A 21,361-nucleotide genomic window follows, 5' to 3' on the forward strand; every position below is an offset into this window, starting at 1 on the left:
AATATATTGCTTTTTAGCGTTATACGCGTATTAACAAATTATTACCGGGCAGGTAAGCTTATCATCAGGTTGTTGCTGCAGTGGCAGCTTTTTATTACGTTAGCAAATGCGGCTTTTGGGTGTAGGTTTCCCAAAGCAATTCGCCAAACAGGGTATTGGCCCAGGCAAACCATTTACGGGTAAACTTAGTAGCATCGTTTTTATGGAACGACTCGTGCATAAAGCCGGTGTTGCCATGCGTTTTGCGCAGCATTTCAATACACTCTTTTATCTCGTTATCATCGGTACTGGTAAGTGCGCGCACCGTAATACTTATAGGCCATATCATATCCTTGCCTACGTGCGGGCCACCAATACCCTCGCCTGCTGTGCCCTTAAAAAAGAAAGGGTTGTTTAACGATAGCAACATTTTACGGGTGTTAATATAAACCGGGTCGGTGTTTTTTATAGCATCAAGGTAAGGCATGCCCAGCAAGCTTGGCACATTGGCATCATCCATCAGGTTAAAACTACCAAAACCATTCACTTCGTAGGCGTACACTTTACCATACTCGGGGTGGTCTATCACCGCGTGTTTTTGCAGGGCGGCACTTACCTCAGCCGAGAGGGCCAATAATTGTGCAGACAGGGCATCATCCTTGGCAATGGCCTTCACCATTTCGGCAGCCTGGTTTAGGCTGGTTACGGCAAAAAAGTTTGATGGTATCAAAAACGAGTAAATAGTAGCATCATCGCTTGGGCGAAAAGCCGAGCAAATAAGCCCAACTGGCTTAACCGGATAGCCAAAGCCGCTCATAGGTACACTGTCGGTTGCAAACGAGGTATTTCGCTGAAACGAGTATGGCCCGTCGTTATCCTTGCGCTGCTGTTCTTTAAATGTTTTTAATATGCTTTGTATGGCCAGTTTCCAGTTAGCATCAAAGGGCGAGGTATCGCCGGTTAGTTTCCAGTATTTATAAGCCAGGCGTATCGGGTAACACAACGAGTCTATTTCCCATTTACGCTCGTGCAGGCCGGGTTTCATATCGGTAACATCGCTTTTCCACTCACCTACCTTGTTGGCATCGTCATAAAAAGCGTTTGCGTAAGGGTCGCGCAGTATACAGGTAACCTGGCGGTTTATTACACCGGCCACCAGTTGCTTTAAGTCGGCATCTTTATTAATAAAGGCAATGTAGGGCCAAACCTGCGCGCTGCTGTCGCGAAGCCACATGGCATCAATGTCGCCGGTTATTACATAAGTATCGGGCTTATTATTAGTAAGCTTATAGGTAACGGTGGTATCAAGGGTGTTAGGGAAACAGTTTTCGAAAAGCCAGCCCAGTTCGGGGTTCTTCACTTTCGATTTAAATTCTATTATCGCTTTCTCTACCGATTTGCTGGTAAACTTACGGGCCGATGCCGGGATACGCACTACCGGGAAAGCCGCAGCTTTAGCAAAAGCCGGAACCTGGTTTAATAATACCGCCGAGCCCAATATACCCGAGCTTTTTATAAATGTTCTTCGTTGCATCAAATGTTGTTTTTTGAGGTAATAATTAGCAGGGGCAATTTCTGTTTTTTTATTTATTAATCAAACGAGAAGTTTTATGATATAATTGACGGATATCTTGTTTTTTTGAAACATTATTTAAAAATTCGTAACTTTAAATATGAATACACAAGAAGAGTATTTAACCAAACGGGTTGTTATTCGCGCCACGAAAAAAGGGATGAAAAAGGCTTCACAGGAAACTATGGATACCATGGGATACAATGTAATAGCCCAAAACGGTTGGATAGTTAAAAAGTACCGGGACGGGACTATAGAATTTATTGAAGAAATTAAAACATCCGATCATACAGGCCCTGTTATATTAGATTAATGGATTCCGTCCAACCCAAACTAAGGGTATTTGCAGGGCCAAATGGTTCAGGGAAAAGTACAGTTATTGATTTCATCCGAAATTATAAAGTCAACGAAAAAAATGTCGAATTTGGCTATTATATAAATGCTGATGACATAGCCAAAGAGTTAAAAACCAAATCGGGTTTCTCTTTTAATCAATATAATTTCAAAGTTCAATCCGCAGAGTTCAATAAAATTGTTTCAGCATCAGGGTTAATTAATGATCAATTCACACTTAACCGACTAATAAAAGCCTATAGTATTACCAATAATTCCATCCATTGCACACAGTTTGATGAAATTGAACGATTAGCACAAATAGTAGCTGATTATTTACGTAGAAAATTACTTAAAGAACAAAAAAGGTTCTCTTTTGAAACTGTTTTCTCCCACAGTTCTAAACTGGATATTATGCAAGATGCTGTAAATGCCGGATATAAAGTGTATTTATACTTTGTTTGTACAGAATCAGCAGAAATTAATAAGTTTCGTGTTGAGGCACGTATGAAAAAGGGTGGGCATAGTGTGCCAATAGATAAAATTGAAAAAAGATATTACAAGGCTTTAAACCTTTTACATGATGCTTCACAATTGGCCCATCAAGCTTTCTTTTTTGACAACTCTGAAGAAGGCGTAGATTTCAAAATGTTTGCACACTTTAAAATTATTAGTGGTAAAAAAGCCTGGGATGATATTAATGATGATGATGTGCCTAACTGGTTTAAAATTTACTATTCGGATAAAATAACAAAGTAAACATTTAGGCCGTCTTTATGATACGCCCCGCCCAAGCCCACGATGCCCCAGCAATTGCACAGCTTATACTGCTGGCAATGGGGAATGCACTTGCAGCTAAGTTTGCCAATACTACCGATACCACTTTACAATTGAACTTATTTGAACGCTTTGCAGCCCAAACCGGCAACCAGTATAGCTATCATAATATTTTGGTTTGGGATGATAACGAGGATGGCGTTTGCGGCATAATAATAGGTTACAATGGCGGCCAACTGGATGCCCTGCGCCAGCCCTTTTTAAATTACACCCGCACCGTATTAGGCTTTAGCGGCACACCCGAAGACGAAACCCAGCCAGGAGAATTTTATATTGACTGCCTTGCTGTAAACCCGCAGCAACAGGGTAAGGGTATTGCCAAAAAACTGATACAAGCTTTATTTGAACGGGCCAAAGAACATGGCCACCCTACTGTAGGCTTGCTGGTAAGCAAGGGTAACGATAAAGCAAAAAAGCTATATACCGACTTAGGCTTTAAAATAGCGGGCGAAAAGAGTTTATTGGGCGGTTTTCATTACCATTTGCAGTACCGAATTAAATAAGCTCATCGTTACCCGCAATTTAGCCGTGTAAAGTAAAAGAATGGTATTAGATAAACTTACTTATTTAATACGCATGCTTATCCAAACTATCAACAACTAACCGATAGGGCTTGGTTTACGTTGAGTATCACAAAAATATGATGTAGTTAATTTACTTGCTAAATTGGCTTTGTATCCTAACTTTTGGTAATCATCATTTTAATTTTAAATAATCGCATATAATAGCTATTTAAACACTTTAAAGCTGTTTTTTAGCCTGTTTTTTAAAAGGGTTTATATTATATTTACCTACTTAATTACCCTGATTTATTGATGAGGACCAAAGCCTTTTTTTGTACAGTGCTAACGCTGATCATTTGTAGCCTTACAACCTATGGCTATACACCGCCAAAAGCGTTGCCTGTTGTTAAAAACGGACTCATCGATCTGCGCGATCAAAACTTTGCCGAGCCGATAGAACTTAACGGCCAATGGGCTTTTTACTGGAAACAACTGATAGACCCATTAAAACCCATAAATAAAAGCGGCACACTCGTCACTTTCCCTAAATTATGGACCAACTATAAAGTAAACGGTAAAGACCTGCCTGCCTTTGGTTATGCATCCTATACCTTAACGGTATTATTACCCCACAAAAAGCCGGCATTGCGCATGGCTATGCCCGATGTATACTGCTCGTACAAACTATTTGTTAACGGTGTGTTAGCGGCTTCAAACGGTAAGGTAAGTACATCGCCAAAAGGGTTTGAACCCTACTGGGAATATAACTCGGTATACGTAGCGCCCAAAACCGACACACTGCATATTGTGCTTCAAATAGCCAATTTTGTACATAGCAAAGGCGGTATAAAAAAACCATTATCTATAGGTCTTAACAATGATGTAAAGCTAACACGGCAGCGTGCCGAAGCTATAGACCTGTTGCTTACAGGTTGCTTGTTTATGGGCGGCCTGTTCTTTTTAGGCTTGTACATTTTTGGTAACCGCGATAAAGCCGTACTGCTATTCTCGTTATACTCAATTGTGTACTGTTACCGCATGATAGGTACCGACAATTATGTATTGCATACCTTATTACCAGATGTAAGCTGGTATATTTTTGTACGTGTAGAGTATATTTCGCTTTTTTTAGGTATAGGTCTTTTTGGCCTATATACCCGGTATTTATACCCCGAAGATTCGAAGAACATGGTAACCAACGTTATTAGTGTGGTGTGTTTTTCGTTTGCGTTTATATCGGTTTTCTTGCCGCCCATTTACTTTACCGACCTGATAAACCCTTTTTTATTACTTATGGTGTTTTGCCTCGTATACATCCCCTGGGTTTATATACGAGCCTATAAACATGGCAGGCCGGGTTCGGTATACGCGTTAACCAGTTCAATAGCATTAATGTCTGTGTTCGCTATATCCTTGTTTCATTACTGGGGCTTTATAGGCCAATGGCAAATATTTAGCTTTTTAGGCTATGTAAGCTTCTTCTTCCTGCAATCGCTTGTGCTGTCGCACCGCGTATCGTTCGAACTGAAAAAAGCACGTGCCCAGGCCGAGCAGGGACTGATAGCTAAAAGCGAGTTTTTAAGCACCATGAGCCACGAGATACGCACCCCGCTTAACTCGGTAATAGGCATGAGCCATTTGTTGCTTAAAAACAACCCCAGGCCCGATCAGTTGGAGCAATTGGATGCTATGGTATTTTCGGCCAATAACCTGTTGGGCATTGTTAACGATATTTTAGATTATAATAAAATAGAGGCCGGTAAAATAGCTTTTGAGCATATCGAAATGGATATCGTATCATTAACCCGCAATGTGGTTGGCAGCATGAATACCACCGCGCAGGATAAGGGTATTGGCCTTAAACTAATGGTTGATGACGCCCTTAAAAACAAACTATACGGCGACCCGATAAGGACTACACAGGTAATAACCAACCTGGTGCACAATGCTATAAAATTTACTGAGAAAGGTTACGTGCATGTGGCTATTGATGTAATTGGCCAAACCGAAAAAACAATTACCCTAAGCATACAGGTAAAAGATACAGGGATAGGCATATCAAAAGCTAAACAGGAACTTATTTTTGAACGCTTTACACAGGCCGATTCATCAACATCAAGGGGCTTTGGCGGAACCGGCCTGGGCCTTGCCATTAGCAAACGTATACTTGATCTGCAAAACTCAAACCTGCAGGTGGTAAGCGACGAGGGTAAAGGATCGACCTTTTATTTTATCCAAACCTTTGAAAAAAGCACCAAGACACTCGACAGGCCAAAACCACAAAGCGACCTGCCTATAAAAAATGAAAAGCCGCTAACCGGCGTAAATATATTACTGGTAGAGGATAACCCTATTAACGTAATGGTGGCACAAACCTTTTTACAGCGTTGGGGCGCAAGTATTGATGTTGCTGTAAATGGCGTTGAGGCCCTTAACAAACTGGATACCGCTAAACACAGCCTGGTATTAATGGACCTGCATATGCCCATAATGGATGGCTACGAGGCATCAAAAACAATGCGTGCCAATGGTGTAACCATCCCCATTATAGCGCTTACAGCCAACCTGCCAAAAGAGATAGAGGAACAAATAAAGCAAACGGGAATTAACGATGTGGTGGTAAAACCTTTCCTGCCCGATGAGCTTTATCGCAAGGTGTTGTTATACCTAGATTAAGCTTGAAGCGGCTTTTTAGCCAAACTGTGCTTTCTTAGCAAACTTATTACTACATATGCCCCAATAATAGCCGGAAAGAACAGCAGGAACGAACGTTGTAACAATGTAAATATAGGCAAAATAGCAGCAGGCACAATTCGGCCAAATAAGGTAGATATGCTTAATTCGGCAAAGCCGCTGCCGCCCGGGCTGGGTGCAAAGTATATTAAAAACTGAATGAGGATCTGTATGGATATCACCTGTATTAGACTCGCGTTAACACCTAACCCTAAAAGGATAACATACTGCATACAATACTTATTCATATATAAAAAGGTAGTGATAACCAAACTAAGCGGAAACAGGAAAGGGTGTTTGCTTACTATTATACTACAGGTTTGCTGATACTTGCTGATACCCTGGTACGATTTTTCGGCCCAGAGATTAAGTTTATCGCGCTTTTTCGGAAATATTTTCGACAAGCCATTCGCCAGTTTTTTGATGATGACGCCCATCCAAACGGGTTTCCAAAAAGCCAGTAAAAACGCCATCAGAAACAGTAGAAAAAAGGTAAAGCCATATTTAAGCATAGTAGGTACTATACCGCTTACCACGCTGGTATCCATCAGCATAATAGCTACAAAGCCCGCCAGCGGCATAAATATAAGCGTAGCACCCATGTTTATTAAGCTTATGGTAAAGGCATCAATAAAGCTTACGCCGTTGCTGGTGTAAACATATATTTGTGCAGGGCCGGCACCGCCATGTGCTGGTGTTACCGCGCCCATAAACATATTGGCCACATTGGCCCTAAAGCTTACCCAGTGCGATACCGCCGGCGCCAGTTTACGCACATAAATGTGGTTGCGCCAACTGCCCATCATCAAATCGGCAAATATCATTACAAAGCATATTAAAATATACTTGATAGATATATGCGACATGGCCTTAAATGTAGTGCCTGTATTGTTGTAAAAGAAAACCGCGGCTATAGTAATAACAGATATTAAGGCAAACCAGATACTGCCTTTTATAATAACATCTTTATCAAATACTTTTTGTACTTCCTGTTTCTCTACGGTGGTGTTCTCTTGCGTATTTACTGGTGTCATTTAATAGTTGCAGGTATTTAAGCGCAAATGTAAAGTAAATATTTATTGCCTATAAATTGTTTCGCGCTTATTAGGCTTTTGTTATAAATGTGGCTTTATTTATATATTAACCGCAAATTTTGTTTAAAATTGGCAGTCATAAATATTAATATTGAAAAAGCTTTTTGCCATAGTATTACTTGCTGTACACCTGTTTAACCTGGGTGGGTATATGCTATGGCACCAGTATTTGGTAGATCGGTCTGACAGGCGTATGAACAAACTTATAAGCCAAAACCTTTACGACCCCAATAAACTGATAGAACTTAAAATAAAACAAAACCTGCCCGGTATACGCGAGTGGGCCGATTTTGAGAATGTTAGCGGCCATGTACAGTTAAAAAATGCCTGCTACAATTATGTAAAGCTTAAAATAACTAAAGACACGCTGTACATTATGTGTGTGCCCAATTACGAAAAAACCAAGCTAATAGACAATAACGTTATCTACGCCAAAGAGATAAATGATATACCGCTTGAAAAGGGACAGGAGTCGTCAGTAAAAAAGGCGGGCGCAGATAATAAATATAGCCATCCCGAAATAGCATTTCAATTCCTATCGTTTAATGATGTGGTACTCAACACCATGAAACCCTTGTTTATTAATATCAATCTGCCATTCATTGCTATACACGGGCAACCTCCGGAGTTAGTAGGTTAATACTTAAAATTTTTAGCGCCTTTTAAATTTTACCTGTACACGGGTGTGCGGGTGTTGCGCTATTTTATTATTCCATTAACTTATTACTATAACACAGGATGAAACATCTATATAAAATACCCATGGCGGTTTTACTGCTGTTGGGCACCTTCGGCGTGCAGGCGCAACAAAAAACCACCAGGGATACCATAAGGCTTGATAGCGTTATGATAAAAGAAGGCCGAAGCAAAAGCTTGCCGGATATATCGGGCACTAACATATTCGCAGGAAAAAAAACTAATATTATTTATGCCGACCCCGGCAAGGCAAATTTAGCGGGGAATACGGCCCGTACGCTTTTCTCGCAAGTGCCGGGCATCAACGTGTGGGAAATGGACGGCGCCGGCCTGCAAATAAATATTGGCACACGTGGTACCGATATGCACCGGTCGATAGAAACCAACATACGCCAAAATGGCTATAATACCAATTCGGATATGTTTGGGTATCCCGAAAACCATTACACGCTGCCTTTTCAGGCTATTGGCGAGGTACAGTATCTGCGCGGCGCATCGGCTTTGCAGTTTGGCAGCCAGTTTGGCGGCATGGTAAACTTTAAAATTAAAGAACCCGACAGCACCAAAAACTTCGGGATAGAAAGCGAGCAAACCACAGGGTCCAACAAGTTCTTCAACTCGTACAACGCCATTGGCGGCAAGGTGGGCAAAATAAGCTATTATGCCTATTTGAGCACGCGCAGCGGCGATGGCTGGCGGCCCGATGCGGCGTTTAATTACCATGCCTACTATGCCAACATTAAATACCAGTTTAACAATAAAGGCAGCATTGCCTTCCAGTTTTCACGGTCGGACTATGTACAGCAAATTGCGGGTGGTTTAACAGATGCGCAGTACAGTGCTACCAGCAGGCAAAGCAACCGGTTCCGCAACTTTTTTAACCCGGAAATTAATATACCGGCCATATTGTTCAACTATAATTTAAGCAATAAAACCAAGCTGGAAGTTACTTCGCATATGCTGATAGGCCAGCGTAACAGCGTACAATTCATAGCACCCTCAAGCGTAAACGATACGGTGAACACCAGCCTTAAAAGCTATAACCCACGCCAGGTTGACCGCGATTACTACAATGGTTTTACAACCGAGGCCCGTTTGCTAACTAATTACAAGCTGGGCAGCCAAACCAGCACCTTAACCACAGGTGTACGCTACTTTAGCCAGTTAACCAAACGCCGCCAGAAAGGCTTGGGAACTACCGCTACCAATTTTGACCTGGACCTTACCGTACCTTATGGGATAGACCTACAATTAAAAACACATAACTATGCCGCCTTCGCCGAAAACTTGTTCCGCATTAGTTCAAAATTCTCGGCTACGCCGGGTGTAAGATACGAAGTGATAAATACTGATATGAGCGGCGTAATTGTTAACCGCACCGTAAATGTAAATTACACCGGCAATAGGCATTTTGCCTTATTTGGCACCGGTTTGCAGTACCAGGTAAACAATAGCGGGCAGTTATATGGCAATATATCGCAAGCCTACCGCCCCTACCTATATGCAGCTGTTACCCCTGCGGACCAGTTAACATTGGTTGACCCTAACATGAAGGACAGTAAAGGTTATGATGCCGATTTGGGCTACCGCGGGCACATTAAAAACATATTTACATTTGATGTAAACGGCTTTTATGTTTACTACGGCAACCGTGCAGGTACTTTAACCGTGCAGGATAATGCAAACGTTAACCATTTATATTTAACCAATGTTGGCAACGGTATCGCAAAGGGGGTAGAAGCGTATACAGAACTGTCGCTGTTGCGCTCGTTTAACCCACAATCGGGCAGCGACCTGCGTTTATTTAATACGCTTGCTTATACGCATGGCAGGTATACCAGCGGCGCTATAAACGTAAATGGTGTTAATCAAAGCTTGGCTGGCCATCACCTGGAAGGCACACCCGATTGGACCAACCGCACCGGTTTAACCTATTTAAGCGGCCCTGTTACCAGCACTGTAATGTTTAGCTACGTAGGGAAAAACTTTAGCGATGCCAACAACACTACATTTAACCCAACAGGCGCAACCGGCATTGTGCCCGCCTACAATTTAGTTGATATGGCATTTAATTATCGTTTCCTCGGCAATTACCATGTTAGCTTTAACATTAATAATTTAACCAACCAAAAATACTTTACCCGCCGTATAAACATGTACCCAGGCCCTGGCATATTGCCAGGCGATGGCATATCGTTTAACATAGGCTTAGGCTTAAAATTGTAATAAGGCAAAAGGCGAAAGGTTATAATAACCTTTCGCCTTTTTTATGTAGTGCTACCCTTTTACCTTACTTAATATTTTTCTTTACTACCGCTGCCAGTTCATCCAGGTCAAATGGCTTTTTTAAGTAACCATCGGCTAACCCTGCTTCAGCAATTTCGGCTATATTGCTTACTGCCGATACCAGTATAACGGGTATATGGCTGGTTTTAGGGTCGGTTTTTAGCTCTTTACTTATTTGCTGTCCGTTAGCGTCACTTTTCCAATCGGTAAGCCAGTTGTCAAGCAATATCAAGTCGGGTTGGTGCACATCCAACGACTTTAGTATTCTGGCATTATCAGATGATATCACTTCATAACCCTCGGCTTCAAGGGCCATTTCTAAAGTGTCCCTTATATCTTTATCATCTTCAATAACCAAAATCTTTTTCGAGGCCATAATTCAACTATTATAATCGCTTAGCTTGTATCGTTGTGTGTATGTTATGTACATAACAATAACACACATCCCTTATTATTGTTTACGAAACACATCCAAAACTGCCTTATAACAGCTTGATGAGACTTTACGATACCGGGAGAGAGGCATTACTATACTTATCCGGCCTTAAAGCAGGTGCGGCAACGCGCTTCGTAGCTTTCTTTTTCGCCCAATAGTATACGGCTCTCGTTGGGCACAAGGCGGTACGAATGAAGGGCAGGCTTACCACATTTTACACACACAGCATGCAGCTTTGTAACCGAGTCGGCAATGGCCATCAGCACAGGAATGGGGCCAAAGGGGCGGCCTTTAAAATCCATATCCAGGCCGGCTACAATTACGCGTATGCATTTGTCGGCAAGCGTTAAGCATACTTCGGGCAGGGTATCATCAAAAAATTGCGCCTCATCAATACCAACTACCTGTATGTCGTCGGCAAGGGATAGTATTTCGGCAGGGTTAGCTATCGCTTTTGAAGGGATTGAATTTAAATTATGAGACACCAGCGCGCTTTTATCATAACGGGTATCGGCTACAGGGCTAAATATCTCTACATTAACTTTTGCTATACGGGCGCGGTTAACCCGCCTTATCAATTCTTCGGTTTTACCCGAAAACATCGACCCGCAGATCACCTCTATACTTCCCCCAACTTCATTATTCCTTTTAAAAACTTCCTCGGTATACAACGCGCTAATCTTTTGTGAGGGGCTAATATCAGAATTTTATGCTATTTTTGATAAGCAATTTGTTAACATTAAAAGCCATGAAGCAGCCGGAAATATTCAGAAAGATAGGCGCGATAATACTAGAATTGAACGAACAATATGAGTACATGCAAACCACACCAGATAGTCTTAACGACTTAGAAGTGGAGCTGTTTGTTGCTAATACTCACTTTTTAAAAGACCATGCCGAAATACTGCGCAAACTAAACTTAATTAAAAGCCAAACTCAGCTTACCCTGCCGGAGCATACCGGAAAGAAAGCTGAGCCAAAATATTTTGAACCACTGGTGCAACAGCCTAAGGTAACTTCCAAAGCACCGGCAAAGCCCGAACCTGAACCCGAAAAGGCCGAACCTATAACCTTTGAAATAAGCCCTGTTGAAGAGCAACCAGCCCCGCAAATTGACCTGAGCACAACAACTGACAAGGACAGCTATTCGTTTGAAAGAACCGAGCCGGAAACCATACGCCATGAATTAATAATTGATGAGGCCGATTTAGCAGAAGAGGAAGAAGTATCTTTAATAAAACCTGAACCTGAAACGGCACCTGTTATTGAAGATAAGGCTACAGTAGTAGAAAAGCCGTTAGCCGATAAACCGGCAGAAGAAGTGAAACCCGCTGAAGAGGAAAAGCCTAAAAGCAGGCTATCAAAAATATTCCCTACCGGGCGTGTACCGCTTTTAAGTATTTATGCCGATGAACCGAAAGCCGGGGCAGAAAAGAATGAGGAGCCGGTTGTAATAAAAGACGAACCTATTAAAAAGCCTGAGCCGGTACAAGCTAAAGCAGAAGAAAAGGTGCTAACGCTTAACGAGAAGATGTCGGCTCAATTAAAAGAGAAAAGCAGCGCAGCCGAAACAAGCGAACCGCCTATTACTGATATTAAGGCGGCTATAAGCCTTAACGACAAGCTCCTGTTTGTAAAGGATCTTTTTAATGGTTATAGCCTGGCCTACAGCGAAGCTATCGAAATTGTTAACCGCTTTACCCGCTTTGAAGAAGCCGACCGCTTTTTAAAAACCAACTACGTTACCAAAAACAACTGGGCCGATAAAAAAGCCACTGCCGATAAATTTTATGCTTTGCTAAAACGCCGCTACGCGTAAATGATCCCCATCCTGTTCGAATCGAGCTTGAGCAGGATGAACAGCAGGATGGTAAAACTCCACAAGGATGACCCGCCGTAGCTGATAAACGGCAATGGTATGCCAATAACGGGCATGTAGCCAATGGTCATGGCTATGTTAATGATGACGTGGAAGAAGAGTATTGATGCCACACCGTAGCCGTAAATGCGCGAGAATGGTGCACGCTGGCGCTCGGCTATATATACTATCCTGAGCAGCATAAACAGGTAAAGGCCCATTACCACTATTGAGCCGGCAAAGCCCCACTCCTCGCCTATGGTACAAAAAATAAAGTCGGTGCTTTGCTCGGGTACAAACGCGTATTTGGTTTGTGTACCCTGCAAATATCCCTTACCCCACACCCTGCCAGAACCTATGGCAATTTTTGATTGGTTTTGATTGTAACCCACCCCGCGCAGGTCTTTTGTTAAGCCCAGCACTTCATCAATACGTACACGCTGATGCGGTTTTAAGGCGTGTGTATAAAGTGGTTTCACGCTAAAAGAAAAGGCAATGGATAACACCAGCCCTACCAGAACGATCAACGAAAATTTTCGGTGTTTATTAAAGAGCAATATAAGCACTACCACTATAGCCGAAAGGCCAATAACTATATACCACACATTAACCAGCAATGCCATTATAAACAGCGTAATAAACAAGCCTATAATGATAAGGAAATATGACGGCAGGCCCTCGCGGTACAACACAAAAATCAACGAACAAAATACCAGTGTCGAGCCATCATCGGGCTGTAGCTTAATAAGCAGCATAGGCAGCAGTATAATACCCGCCGCTATCAAAAACGATTTAAAATCGGTGATTTTTACGTTTGTGGCGCTAAGGTACCGCGCCAGTAACAAACAGGTGGCAAACTTAGCAAACTCTGATGGCTGCAGCCTAAAGCCCCCTCCAAGGCTTATCCAGGCCTGGTTACCGCCTACCCTGTGCCCGGCCACCAGCACTACTATAAGTAATAGTACCGTAATGGTGTAAAACACCGGCGCTAAAGCGGATAAAAAGCGGCTCTCGAGCAATAAAATAACAATACCGATAACTATAGCAGTTAGTATAAAAATAAACTGCTTGCCGTAGTTGGTATCAACATCTATAATACTAGGGTGGTTCTCGTCAAATACAGCCGCATGTATATTAAACCAGCCTATGGTGCATAGTGCCAAATAGATAAGCACGGTTACCCAATCCACATTAAAAAAGAAGCTGCGTTGATTATTCATCGTCCTTTCGTTTTGGTAGCATGGCGGTAACGTTAGCTGCCTTATTATTACTTTTGGGCTGGCCCTGCGCGGTTTTTAACTTCTTTGCTGCTCTTATCGAATCGGCTACGGCCTGCTTAATGCTATCGGCCCTCATCTGCTTTTTAACAGATTCCCTTATTTCGGGCATTAGGTAAGCGTTTTCATAATACTCGGGGTAAATACCCGATGGGCGACGGGTTATACTATCGCGCAGGTATTTCTCTACAATAAAGCTGGCAATTGGTGCTGCCCAGGTGCCACCATCGCCCGAGTTTTCTACCACTACGGCAATAGCAATTTTAGGGTTATCTCGTGGGGCAAACGCCACAAACAACGAGTGGTTTTTACCATGCGGGTTTTGCGCCGTACCCGTTTTGCCACACATTACAATGCCCGGTATTTTTGAGCCTTGTGCCGTACCATAATCAACCACGCTTTGCATGCCGTTTATAACCGGTTCAAAATATTGCGCATCAATACCTACATAGTTTTTTATGGTGTATTCGCGTTTAATAACCTGTTTATCGCCTATTGCTTTTATCAAGTGTGGTTTATAATAAAACCCATGATTGGCAATGGTAGCCTCGATGTTGGCCAGTTGTAAAGGCGTGGCCAGCAATTCGCCCTGGCCAATGGCCAATGAGGCTACCGTGGTTGAACGCCAGCCGCCTTTATGGTATATTCTATCGTAGTACTTGGCACTGGGCACCAGGCCCTTTCCTTCGCTGGGGATATCAACGCCTAAACGCACCCCAAAACCAAATTTGTTTACATTCTCTTTCCAGGCATCGTAGCTTTGGTCGGTGTTGCGGCTGCCTTGCTGGTTAAGTACTTTTGCAAACACCATGTTAAAGTAGCCATTGCACGACCCTGCTATGGCCCCTGCCAAATTAACTACACCATGCACGTGGGTACATTTTACCTTGTGGTTACCGGCCATATAATAGCCTAAACAGTTGTAAGTATCGGTGGGTTTAATAAGCCCTTCCTGCAAACCAATTAAAGCGCTTAGCGGTTTAAACGACGAGCCCGGCGGATAATAAGCCTGTACCGGCCTGGTAAAAAATGGCTTATAGGGGTCTTTATATAATTTGGCGGCATTGTTACCGCGTTCGCGGCCTACCAGCAGGTTAGGGTCGTAGGTGGGGCTGCTTACAAAGCATAGTATCTCGCCGCTTGATGGTTCAATAGCCACAATACTGCCTACCTTATTTTGCATAAGCTTTTCGCCAAGCTTTTGTATACGCATATCTAATGATGATATGAGCCTTTCGCCGGCTACGGCAGCAGTATCATAAGCGCCATTTGCATAAGGGCCCTTACGTACGTTGCGCGAATCTACCATCCAGTTTTGTACACCGCGCTGGCCGCGTAAAACGGTTTCGTACGATTTTTCGACTCCGGTTATCCCCACATAATCACCGGGACTATAATAACCTCCCGAGCGTTTGATGATAGGGTCGGTTACCTCGCCTATATAACCCAAAAATTGCGCTGCCGACGAATCGGGATAGGTGCGCACCGGCCTTTGCTGCGGGTAAAACCCCGGGAACTCCGATAGCCGTTCCTGAAAAGAGGCATATAATTGTGCCGATAATTGCTTTTCGAAAACGGAGGCCCGATAAGGTGAATATTTAGTGGCTTTTAATAAGCGTTTATCAAAGCCATCCCTATCAATCCCCAATAGTTTACAAAACTCAACCGTATCAAATGATTTTACCTGCTTGGGTATCACCATAATATCGTAAACAGGCTCGTTCTGCACCATTATTTTGCCATTGCGGTCTAATATTGGGCCGCGGGCAGGGTACTGAATAAATTTGCGGATAACGTTTTGGCTGGCGTACAGGAAGTAACGATCGTCGACCACTTGTATATAATACAGCCTGCCTAACAATATGAGTAAAAATGTGATGAAGATACCGGAAACCACGTACCGGCGTTCAAAAAAACTATTCATTTACGCTCTTTCCTTCTGAAAAATAACAAGCCCGAAATCAGCATCAAAAATACTGTAAATATTGAACTCAATAAAAAGCGGGTTAGTGTGTATTCGATCTCTGATAACCGAAAAACTTCGACATTAAAAAGGAAGAAATGATGGCAAAGGGTAAGTATTAAGGCGTAGGTAAAAAACCACCTAAAACCCATTATGCTTAGCGTAGGTTCGGGTTCGTTATCAAAACCCTCTTTTTGTACGGTAATGCTGATAAAAAGCACCCTTACAAATGCCAACAACACGCACGATGCCGCGTGCAAGCCGGGGGTATCGTAAAAAGCATCTATAGTAAGGCCCAAAATAAAGGCAAGGGCAAACAACAGCAGGTTTGGCGTTTCAAACGGCAGCAATAATATAAACAGGATGTACAGGTATGGGGTAGAAAGGTTGTACAGCGATATGTTCTTTAACAAAAACACTTGCAAAAACACCAAAACCAAAAAGCGCACCAGGTTAATTAATAGGGTCCTACTCATCTTTTTTCTCCTGGGCCTCCAGTCCCGCCTGCTCTTTGGCAAACCTGTTGTTTACTACATATACATATTGCAGCTTGCTAAAATCAACCGCCAGCGTCACTTCCATATTTAAAAAGAAACCGCCGCCCTTTGTTTTTAACGCGCTTACTTTACCCAGGGGTATACCCGCCGGGAAAAGGGAAAGATCTGATGTAACTACTGCTTCGCCTATTTTTGGCTGGGCGTTATTTGATACGTCAACCAACAGGGCCTTGTGCGGGTCCATGTTATCGCCCCACTCCAGGTAGCCAATCTCTTTGTTGTTGGCCAGCATTGCGCTAAAGCGCGAATCTTTGTGCAGCAGCGATTGTATAACCGCCATATGCGCATCTACAAAAACAACCTTACCCACTACGCCGGCATTATTAATAACACCCATACCCTTGGCAATACCATTACTGCTACCCCTGTTTATGGTAAGGTAATTGTTACGCTTATTAATAGAGTTATTGATCACCTCGGCTTGTATGTATTCGTACTGTTGCTTGTAAATGGTGTCGTTTACGCGGTGTTTACTAACGGTATCAGCATACTTTGATGATTTTAGCTGGTTGCGCAGTTGCGCGTTTTCGCGTGCCAGGTTATCATTCACTTCCTTTAAGGACAGGTAATCTTTAAATTCATCTGTTTTGGCATACATAGCACCGGTAACCTGGTTTGTACTATTTATAAATGATGCCCTTTGAAAAGAATTGTATTTGATGTAGATAAGCAGGGAGCTTATCTCGAAGATAAGGAACAAGAAAAATGCGTTGTACTTAGTGATAAATATCAGGAGGTTACGCATGCTTTTGAAGGAGTGAATTAATGAATTACTGAATTATTGAATTGCATTTCTTAAAATCGCTAACTCAATAATTCAGTAATTCAATCATTAATACTATTGCATTAAGAATTTAAAGTTACCTATATTTTTAAGTGCCGTACCGGTACCACGTACAACAGCACGCAGCGGGTCTTCGGCAACGTGTACAGGCAGCTTGGTTTTTGCAGCCACACGTTTGTCCAGTCCGCGCAGTAATGCACCGCCGCCGGTTAGGTAAATACCTGTTTGGTAAATATCTGCCGAAAGCTCGGGAGGGGTTATCTCCAATGCTTTTAATATCGCTTCTTCTATTTTCGAAATAGATTTATCAAGGCAATGTGCTATCTCGGTGTACGATACGGTGATCTGTTTTGGAACGCCTGTCATTAAATCGCGGCCTTGTACAGCATAATCAGCAGGTGGTTCAGACAGCTCCGGAAGAGCGGCACCTACTTCTATCTTAATTTTCTCGGCAGTACGGTCGCCTATCATAATATTATGCTGGCGGCGAATGTATTGTACAATGTCAGAATCAAAGTTATCGCCCGCTACGCGGATAGACTGGTCGCAAACAATACCCGATAGCGCAATAACCGCAATCTCGGTAGTACCACCACCAATATCGATAATCATGTTACCCATAGGCTCCTCAACATCAATACCTATACCTACGGCTGCTGCCATTGGTTCGTATATCAGGTACACCTCTTTAGCCCCTGCAATTTCGGCACTATCGCGTACGGCACGTTTCTCCACCTCGGTAATACCCGATGGGATGCAGATAACCATACGCAGCGATGGGAAAAACCATCCTTTACCCTGGTTAATCATTTTTATCATCCCGCGTATCATTAACTCGGCAGCGTTAAAGTCGGCAATAACACCATCTTTAAGCGGGCGAACGGTACGGATGTTATCGTGGGTTTTACCCTCCATTTGCATAGCCTGGCGGCCAATGGCAATAACTTTATTGGTAGTACGGTCAAAAGCAACTATCGATGGTTCGTCAACAACTACTTTATCATTATGTATAATTAGGGTATTTGCAGTACCCAGATCGATGGCAATCTCTTGTGTGAAAAAATTAAATAAACCCATGTGGTGTATATTTCAAATTATTTGCAAAGTTAATATTTATGGCACTCTTATTTCACGAATATAATATAACTACTATACTAATTATTACTATATGATGTAATTATGTTAAATTAGTAATAGTAACTGTTATTTTACTTAATTCGTATTAATAAGGGTAAATAAGTGCCGGTTTTTAGTGTTTAAAGTGGCGCACACCTGTGGTAACCATGGCAATATTTTTTTGGTTACACATATCAACCGAGTCTTTATCTTTTATTGATCCGCCGGGTTGTAAAACGGCGGTTATTCCTGCGTCTGCAGCTATTTCTACGCAATCAGGGAATGGGAAAAATGCGTCAGACGCCATAACCGCGCCATGCAGATCGAACCCAAAGCTGTGCGCCTTAATAATAGCCTGCTTTAACGAATCGACCCTTGAAGTTTGGCCTACACCACTTGACATTAACTGGTTATTTTTAGCAAAAACAATAGTGTTTGATTTGGTATGCTTAACCACTTTATTGGCAAAGAAAAGGTCTCTTAACTCCTGCTCGGTAGGTTTCTTGTCAGTTACGGCGGTCATTTGTGCCGGGCCTTCAATAACCAGGTCCTTATCCTGCTCAATAACGCCATTCAATAAGGTTTTAAATTGCTTAAGCGGCAACTCAACCCGCTGGCGAATTAATATGATGCGGTTCTTTTTACCTTGCAATATCTGTACAGCTTCGTCGGTATAAGCCGGGGCAATTAATACTTCGTAAAATATTTTATCTATTTCGGTAGCTGTGGCCGCGTCAATCTCGTCGTTGGCAATAATAACACCACCAAAGGCCGATACCGGGTCGCAGGCCAGGGCATCTATCCAGGCCTCTTTAATAAATGTGCGCGATGCAATGCCGCAGGCATTGGTATGCTTTAATATAGCAATGGTAGGGTCTGTAAACTCATCTATCAGGGCAACGGCAGCGTCAACATCTACCAGGTTATTGTACGATAGCTCTTTACCGTTTAGCTTGGTAAACATGGCATCAAGGTTACCGTAAAAAGTACCTTTTTGGTGAGGGTTTTCGCCATACCTTAAAACCTGGCTGGTTTGTATGCTTTGTTTAAACACCGGCATTGGCTCGGCCTGGTCAAAGTACTGAAAAATGTGTGTATCGTAATTTGATGATATGTTAAAGGCTTTTTGCGCAAAAGTGCGGCGCTGATCGATAGTGGTGCTGCCTTCCTGAGTTTTTAATAACTCTTCCAGTACTGTGTAATCGTTTTTTGATGCCACAATAACTACATCCTTATAGTTTTTAGCAGCGGCGCGTATTAATGATATACCACCAATATCTATCTTTTCGATGATATCTTCCTGGCCAGCGCCCGAGTTTACTGTTTCTTCAAACGGGTAAAGGTCTACTATAACCAGGTCAATTTCGGGTATCTCATATTGGGTCAATTGCTCCTGGTCGCTGGTTAAGCTTCTGCGTGCCAAAATACCTCCAAACACCTTTGGGTGCAGGGTTTTTACACGGCCGCCCAATATTGACGGGTACGATGTAAGGTCTTCAACAGCAATTACATCAACACCAAGGTCGCGTATAAATGTTTCGGTACCACCGGTAGAGTAAATATTTACTCCTAATCGGTTTAACTCGTGAATTATAGGCTCCAGGTTATCTTTGTAATAAACAGAAATTAATGCGTTTCTAATTTGAACAGAATGACTCATTGCGACGGGAAATTTTTGAGCCGCAAAGGTACACATTACCTATTAGAGATTAGCGGGTTAAGCTTAGTTTTTTTATAATTATTATTGTATCGTTTACAGCTTTGCCAGCGTAATAGATATAAACCTAAAATACATGAAAAGTTTAAGTAAACTATTAGCACTTGCCTTAATTGCCACCATGGTTATTAGTGCCTGCACAAAAGATGGTATTAAGCAAGTCGGTAATACTACCCTTACCGGCAAATGGCTTTTTACGGGCAGCATGCAAAGCTCGGGCGGGCCGCAGTATTGGGTAAAGGCAAATAATAACACTACTTTTTTAGAATTAAAAAGCAACGGCACCTTAACGTGGACAGGCGTTAACGATTACAACAAGTATGTTGTGAATGACAGCCTTAAACTAACCATGAGCAACAGCGCAGATACCGCTAGGCACGAAACTTTTATATACAAAATAAAGGGCGATTCGTTAAGTATCAGTCCGTTTAGCCCGGCAATTTGTATTGAAGGCTGCTCGACACATTTTGTGAAGGTGAAATGAAAGTTTAGAGTTTAGAGGCTGGAGATTAGAGGTTAGAAGCCGCGGCGTAGAGGTAGATTATTTACAAGCTATTATTATTTTTCATTAGCTTGTTTTTTTAGGTAATTGATATAGCCGTTTATCATTTTCATACATTCTTCACAATCGTATTTGAATCTTTGAAATATATCATTATCAATAATATCATTATCAAGCGCAATAATCAAATGGTCTATAGTCTCTGCGGCGGAACCTCGTGCATTTATTAAAAACTTTGAAGTGTCCAGATAATGGAAACGACCATGACCTTCTGCGATATTGTTTCCGATAGAGCGCGAAGATCGAATGATTTGGTCTGTTAACCGATATTTTTCTTCGCTGGGAAATGATTTGACGAGTTCAGTTATACTATTTCTTAATATTCTTGATTTCTTCCAAACTTCCAGGTCCATAAACCCTGCCATAAACTAACCTCCTAAACATAAATAAGGCTTTACCCTAATCTCAAACCTCCAGCCTCTACCCTCTAAACTTAGCTCCGCATCTTCTTCAATAAATTCTCAATCACCTTGGGGAAGTGTTGGTGTTCCAGTTGCTGGCCTTTAAATTTTACCATCTCCAGGTTATCGCCGGGCTCTATCTTAAAACGCGACTGGTGTATGATCTCGCCTTCGTCAAACTGGGTATTAACAAAGTGTATGGTAATGCCCGACTCCTCTTCTCCTGCGGCTAACACGGCTTTGTGTACATTGTCGCCATACATGCCTTTGCCGCCAAATTTGGGTAGCAAGGCAGGGTGCAGGTTAATAATTTTATTAGGGAAAGCATTTAATAAACTTGGTGGCACCAGCCATAAAAAACCGGCCAATACAATAATATCTACCTGCAGGTTTTTAAGCAAGCTTATTACATCATCGGTATCGTAAAATTCGTGGCGGGTAAATATGTGCGAAGGTATCTCAAAATTATCGGCACGCTGTAAAACATAAGCCTGCGGGTTATTAGTAAGTATCAATACAACCTCGGCATCGGCATTGCGCTTAAAATGCTCCATTATTTTTTGGGCATTTGATCCGGAACCTGAAGCAAAAATGGCTATTCTTTTTTTCAAAATGGCTGGTAGCTTTTGCTATGCAAAATAGTAATTTTTAACAAT

General features: G+C 42.3%; 20 protein-coding genes. 8 read left to right on the forward strand and 12 right to left on the reverse strand.

Annotated features, from left to right (window positions below):
- Positions 1-94 precede the first annotated feature (94 nt).
- Positions 95-1,513 (reverse strand): glycoside hydrolase family 125 protein, encoded by a 1,419-nt coding sequence (locus FFF34_010330; protein TSD67758.1) that lies wholly within the window; start codon positions 1,511-1,513, stop codon positions 95-97.
- A 139-nt stretch (positions 1,514-1,652) separates the two neighbouring features.
- On the opposite strand from FFF34_010330, the gene FFF34_010335 reads away from it, so the two are divergent.
- From FFF34_010335 to FFF34_010350, 4 genes are all read left to right on the forward strand, one after another.
- Positions 1,653-1,865 carry a hypothetical protein gene (locus tag FFF34_010335; protein ID TSD67759.1) on the forward strand — a complete coding sequence of 71 codons (213 nt, stop codon included), beginning with the start codon at positions 1,653-1,655 and terminating at the stop codon, positions 1,863-1,865.
- Positions 1,865-2,644 carry a toxin gene (locus FFF34_010340; GenBank protein ID TSD67760.1) on the forward strand — a complete coding sequence of 260 codons (780 nt, stop codon included), beginning with the start codon at positions 1,865-1,867 and terminating at the stop codon, positions 2,642-2,644. Before FFF34_010335 ends, FFF34_010340 begins: the two co-directional genes overlap by 1 nt.
- Positions 2,645-2,661: 17 nt before the next feature.
- Positions 2,662-3,225 carry a GNAT family N-acetyltransferase gene (locus tag FFF34_010345; protein TSD67761.1) on the forward strand — a complete coding sequence of 188 codons (564 nt, stop codon included), beginning with the start codon at positions 2,662-2,664 and terminating at the stop codon, positions 3,223-3,225.
- A gap of 312 nt (positions 3,226-3,537) precedes the next feature.
- Positions 3,538-5,901, forward strand: a complete 2,364-nt coding sequence (locus tag FFF34_010350; GenBank protein ID TSD67762.1) for a response regulator — start codon at positions 3,538-3,540, stop codon at positions 5,899-5,901.
- On the opposite strand, the gene FFF34_010355 is transcribed toward FFF34_010350, so the two are convergent.
- Positions 5,898-6,992 (reverse strand): flippase-like domain-containing protein, encoded by a 1,095-nt coding sequence (locus tag FFF34_010355; protein TSD67763.1) that lies wholly within the window; start codon positions 6,990-6,992, stop codon positions 5,898-5,900. The two genes, FFF34_010350 and FFF34_010355, sit on opposite strands and share 4 nt — an antisense overlap.
- A gap of 151 nt (positions 6,993-7,143) precedes the next feature.
- Here FFF34_010355 and FFF34_010360 point away from each other — a divergent pair, with 151 nt between their 5' ends.
- Together FFF34_010360 and FFF34_010365 are read left to right on the forward strand one after the other, a co-directional pair.
- Positions 7,144-7,692, forward strand: coding sequence for a hypothetical protein (locus FFF34_010360; protein TSD67764.1), 549 nt, complete (start codon positions 7,144-7,146; stop codon positions 7,690-7,692).
- Between the two features lie 98 nt (positions 7,693-7,790).
- Positions 7,791-9,974, forward strand: coding sequence for a TonB-dependent receptor (locus FFF34_010365; protein ID TSD67765.1), 2,184 nt, complete (start codon positions 7,791-7,793; stop codon positions 9,972-9,974).
- A 64-nt stretch (positions 9,975-10,038) separates the two neighbouring features.
- Here FFF34_010365 and FFF34_010370 read toward each other — a convergent pair whose 3' ends face one another.
- Both FFF34_010370 and FFF34_010375 read right to left on the reverse strand, forming a co-directional pair.
- On the reverse strand, positions 10,039-10,410 hold the full coding sequence (locus FFF34_010370) for a response regulator (protein TSD67766.1): 372 nt from the start codon (positions 10,408-10,410) through the stop codon (positions 10,039-10,041).
- A 158-nt stretch (positions 10,411-10,568) separates the two neighbouring features.
- Entirely contained in the window at positions 10,569-11,141 is a 573-nt protein-coding gene (locus FFF34_010375; protein TSD67767.1) for a thymidine kinase, read from the reverse strand.
- 77 nt (positions 11,142-11,218) lie between these two features.
- On the opposite strand from FFF34_010375, the gene FFF34_010380 reads away from it, so the two are divergent.
- Entirely contained in the window at positions 11,219-12,289 is a 1,071-nt protein-coding gene (locus FFF34_010380) for a hypothetical protein (GenBank protein ID TSD67768.1), read from the forward strand.
- On the opposite strand, the gene rodA is transcribed toward FFF34_010380, so the two are convergent.
- From rodA to purH, 6 genes are all read right to left on the reverse strand, one after another.
- Positions 12,280-13,548, reverse strand: a complete 1,269-nt coding sequence (rodA, locus tag FFF34_010385; protein TSD67769.1) for a rod shape-determining protein RodA — start codon at positions 13,546-13,548, stop codon at positions 12,280-12,282. The two genes, FFF34_010380 and rodA, sit on opposite strands and share 10 nt — an antisense overlap.
- Complete coding sequence (mrdA, locus tag FFF34_010390; GenBank protein ID TSD67770.1) at positions 13,541-15,529, reverse strand: penicillin-binding protein 2; 1,989 nt, start codon at positions 15,527-15,529, stop codon at positions 13,541-13,543. The genes rodA and mrdA overlap by 8 nt, the downstream gene beginning before the upstream one ends.
- Positions 15,526-16,044, reverse strand: coding sequence for a rod shape-determining protein MreD (locus tag FFF34_010395; GenBank protein ID TSD67771.1), 519 nt, complete (start codon positions 16,042-16,044; stop codon positions 15,526-15,528). Before FFF34_010395 ends, mrdA begins: the two co-directional genes overlap by 4 nt.
- Positions 16,037-16,870, reverse strand: a complete 834-nt coding sequence (gene mreC / locus FFF34_010400; GenBank protein ID TSD67772.1) for a rod shape-determining protein MreC — start codon at positions 16,868-16,870, stop codon at positions 16,037-16,039. Before mreC ends, FFF34_010395 begins: the two co-directional genes overlap by 8 nt.
- Before the next feature lie 93 nt (positions 16,871-16,963).
- Positions 16,964-17,986 carry a rod shape-determining protein gene (locus FFF34_010405; protein TSD67773.1) on the reverse strand — a complete coding sequence of 341 codons (1,023 nt, stop codon included), beginning with the start codon at positions 17,984-17,986 and terminating at the stop codon, positions 16,964-16,966.
- A 172-nt stretch (positions 17,987-18,158) separates the two neighbouring features.
- A complete protein-coding gene (gene purH, locus FFF34_010410; GenBank protein ID TSD67774.1) occupies positions 18,159-19,685 on the reverse strand; it encodes a bifunctional phosphoribosylaminoimidazolecarboxamide formyltransferase/IMP cyclohydrolase in 1,527 nt (508 codons plus the stop codon).
- Positions 19,686-19,818: 133 nt separating this feature from the next.
- Between purH and FFF34_010415 the strand changes: the two genes are divergently transcribed.
- Positions 19,819-20,226, forward strand: coding sequence for a hypothetical protein (locus FFF34_010415; protein TSD67775.1), 408 nt, complete (start codon positions 19,819-19,821; stop codon positions 20,224-20,226).
- A 74-nt stretch (positions 20,227-20,300) separates the two neighbouring features.
- Here FFF34_010415 and FFF34_010420 read toward each other — a convergent pair whose 3' ends face one another.
- Both FFF34_010420 and purN read right to left on the reverse strand, forming a co-directional pair.
- Complete coding sequence (locus FFF34_010420) at positions 20,301-20,669, reverse strand: four helix bundle protein (GenBank protein TSD67776.1); 369 nt, start codon at positions 20,667-20,669, stop codon at positions 20,301-20,303.
- Positions 20,670-20,737: 68 nt separating this feature from the next.
- Positions 20,738-21,316: a phosphoribosylglycinamide formyltransferase gene (gene purN, locus FFF34_010425; protein ID TSD67777.1), complete on the reverse strand. Its 579-nt coding sequence runs from the start codon at positions 21,314-21,316 to the stop codon at positions 20,738-20,740.
- Positions 21,317-21,361 lie beyond the last annotated feature (45 nt).

The organism is Inquilinus sp. KBS0705, assembly GCA_005938025.2.
Lineage (GTDB): Bacteria > Bacteroidota > Bacteroidia > Sphingobacteriales > Sphingobacteriaceae > Mucilaginibacter.

Bases quoted from the DNA above. Each gene is read 5' to 3' on its own strand.
- FFF34_010340 (TSD67760.1), top strand. From the start codon at position 1,865: ATGGATTCCGTCCAACCCAAACTAAGGGTATTTGCAGGGCCAAATGGT.
- FFF34_010420 (TSD67776.1), bottom strand. From the start codon at position 20,669: ATGGCAGGGTTTATGGACCTGGAAGTTTGGAAGAAATCAAGAATATTA.
- FFF34_010380 (TSD67768.1), top strand. From the start codon at position 11,219: ATGAAGCAGCCGGAAATATTCAGAAAGATAGGCGCGATAATACTAGAA.
- FFF34_010370 (TSD67766.1), bottom strand. From the start codon at position 10,410: ATGGCCTCGAAAAAGATTTTGGTTATTGAAGATGATAAAGATATAAGG.
- FFF34_010365 (TSD67765.1), top strand. From the start codon at position 7,791: ATGAAACATCTATATAAAATACCCATGGCGGTTTTACTGCTGTTGGGC.
- FFF34_010335 (TSD67759.1), top strand. From the start codon at position 1,653: ATGAATACACAAGAAGAGTATTTAACCAAACGGGTTGTTATTCGCGCC.
- FFF34_010395 (TSD67771.1), bottom strand. From the start codon at position 16,044: ATGAGTAGGACCCTATTAATTAACCTGGTGCGCTTTTTGGTTTTGGTG.
- mreC (TSD67772.1), bottom strand. From the start codon at position 16,870: ATGCGTAACCTCCTGATATTTATCACTAAGTACAACGCATTTTTCTTG.
- FFF34_010350 (TSD67762.1), top strand. From the start codon at position 3,538: ATGAGGACCAAAGCCTTTTTTTGTACAGTGCTAACGCTGATCATTTGT.
- FFF34_010415 (TSD67775.1), top strand. From the start codon at position 19,819: ATGAAAAGTTTAAGTAAACTATTAGCACTTGCCTTAATTGCCACCATG.
- FFF34_010355 (TSD67763.1), bottom strand. From the start codon at position 6,992: ATGACACCAGTAAATACGCAAGAGAACACCACCGTAGAGAAACAGGAA.
- FFF34_010345 (TSD67761.1), top strand. From the start codon at position 2,662: ATGATACGCCCCGCCCAAGCCCACGATGCCCCAGCAATTGCACAGCTT.
- FFF34_010405 (TSD67773.1), bottom strand. From the start codon at position 17,986: ATGGGTTTATTTAATTTTTTCACACAAGAGATTGCCATCGATCTGGGT.
- FFF34_010330 (TSD67758.1), bottom strand. From the start codon at position 1,513: ATGCAACGAAGAACATTTATAAAAAGCTCGGGTATATTGGGCTCGGCG.
- mrdA (TSD67770.1), bottom strand. From the start codon at position 15,529: ATGAATAGTTTTTTTGAACGCCGGTACGTGGTTTCCGGTATCTTCATC.
- purH (TSD67774.1), bottom strand. From the start codon at position 19,685: ATGAGTCATTCTGTTCAAATTAGAAACGCATTAATTTCTGTTTATTAC.
- rodA (TSD67769.1), bottom strand. From the start codon at position 13,548: ATGAATAATCAACGCAGCTTCTTTTTTAATGTGGATTGGGTAACCGTG.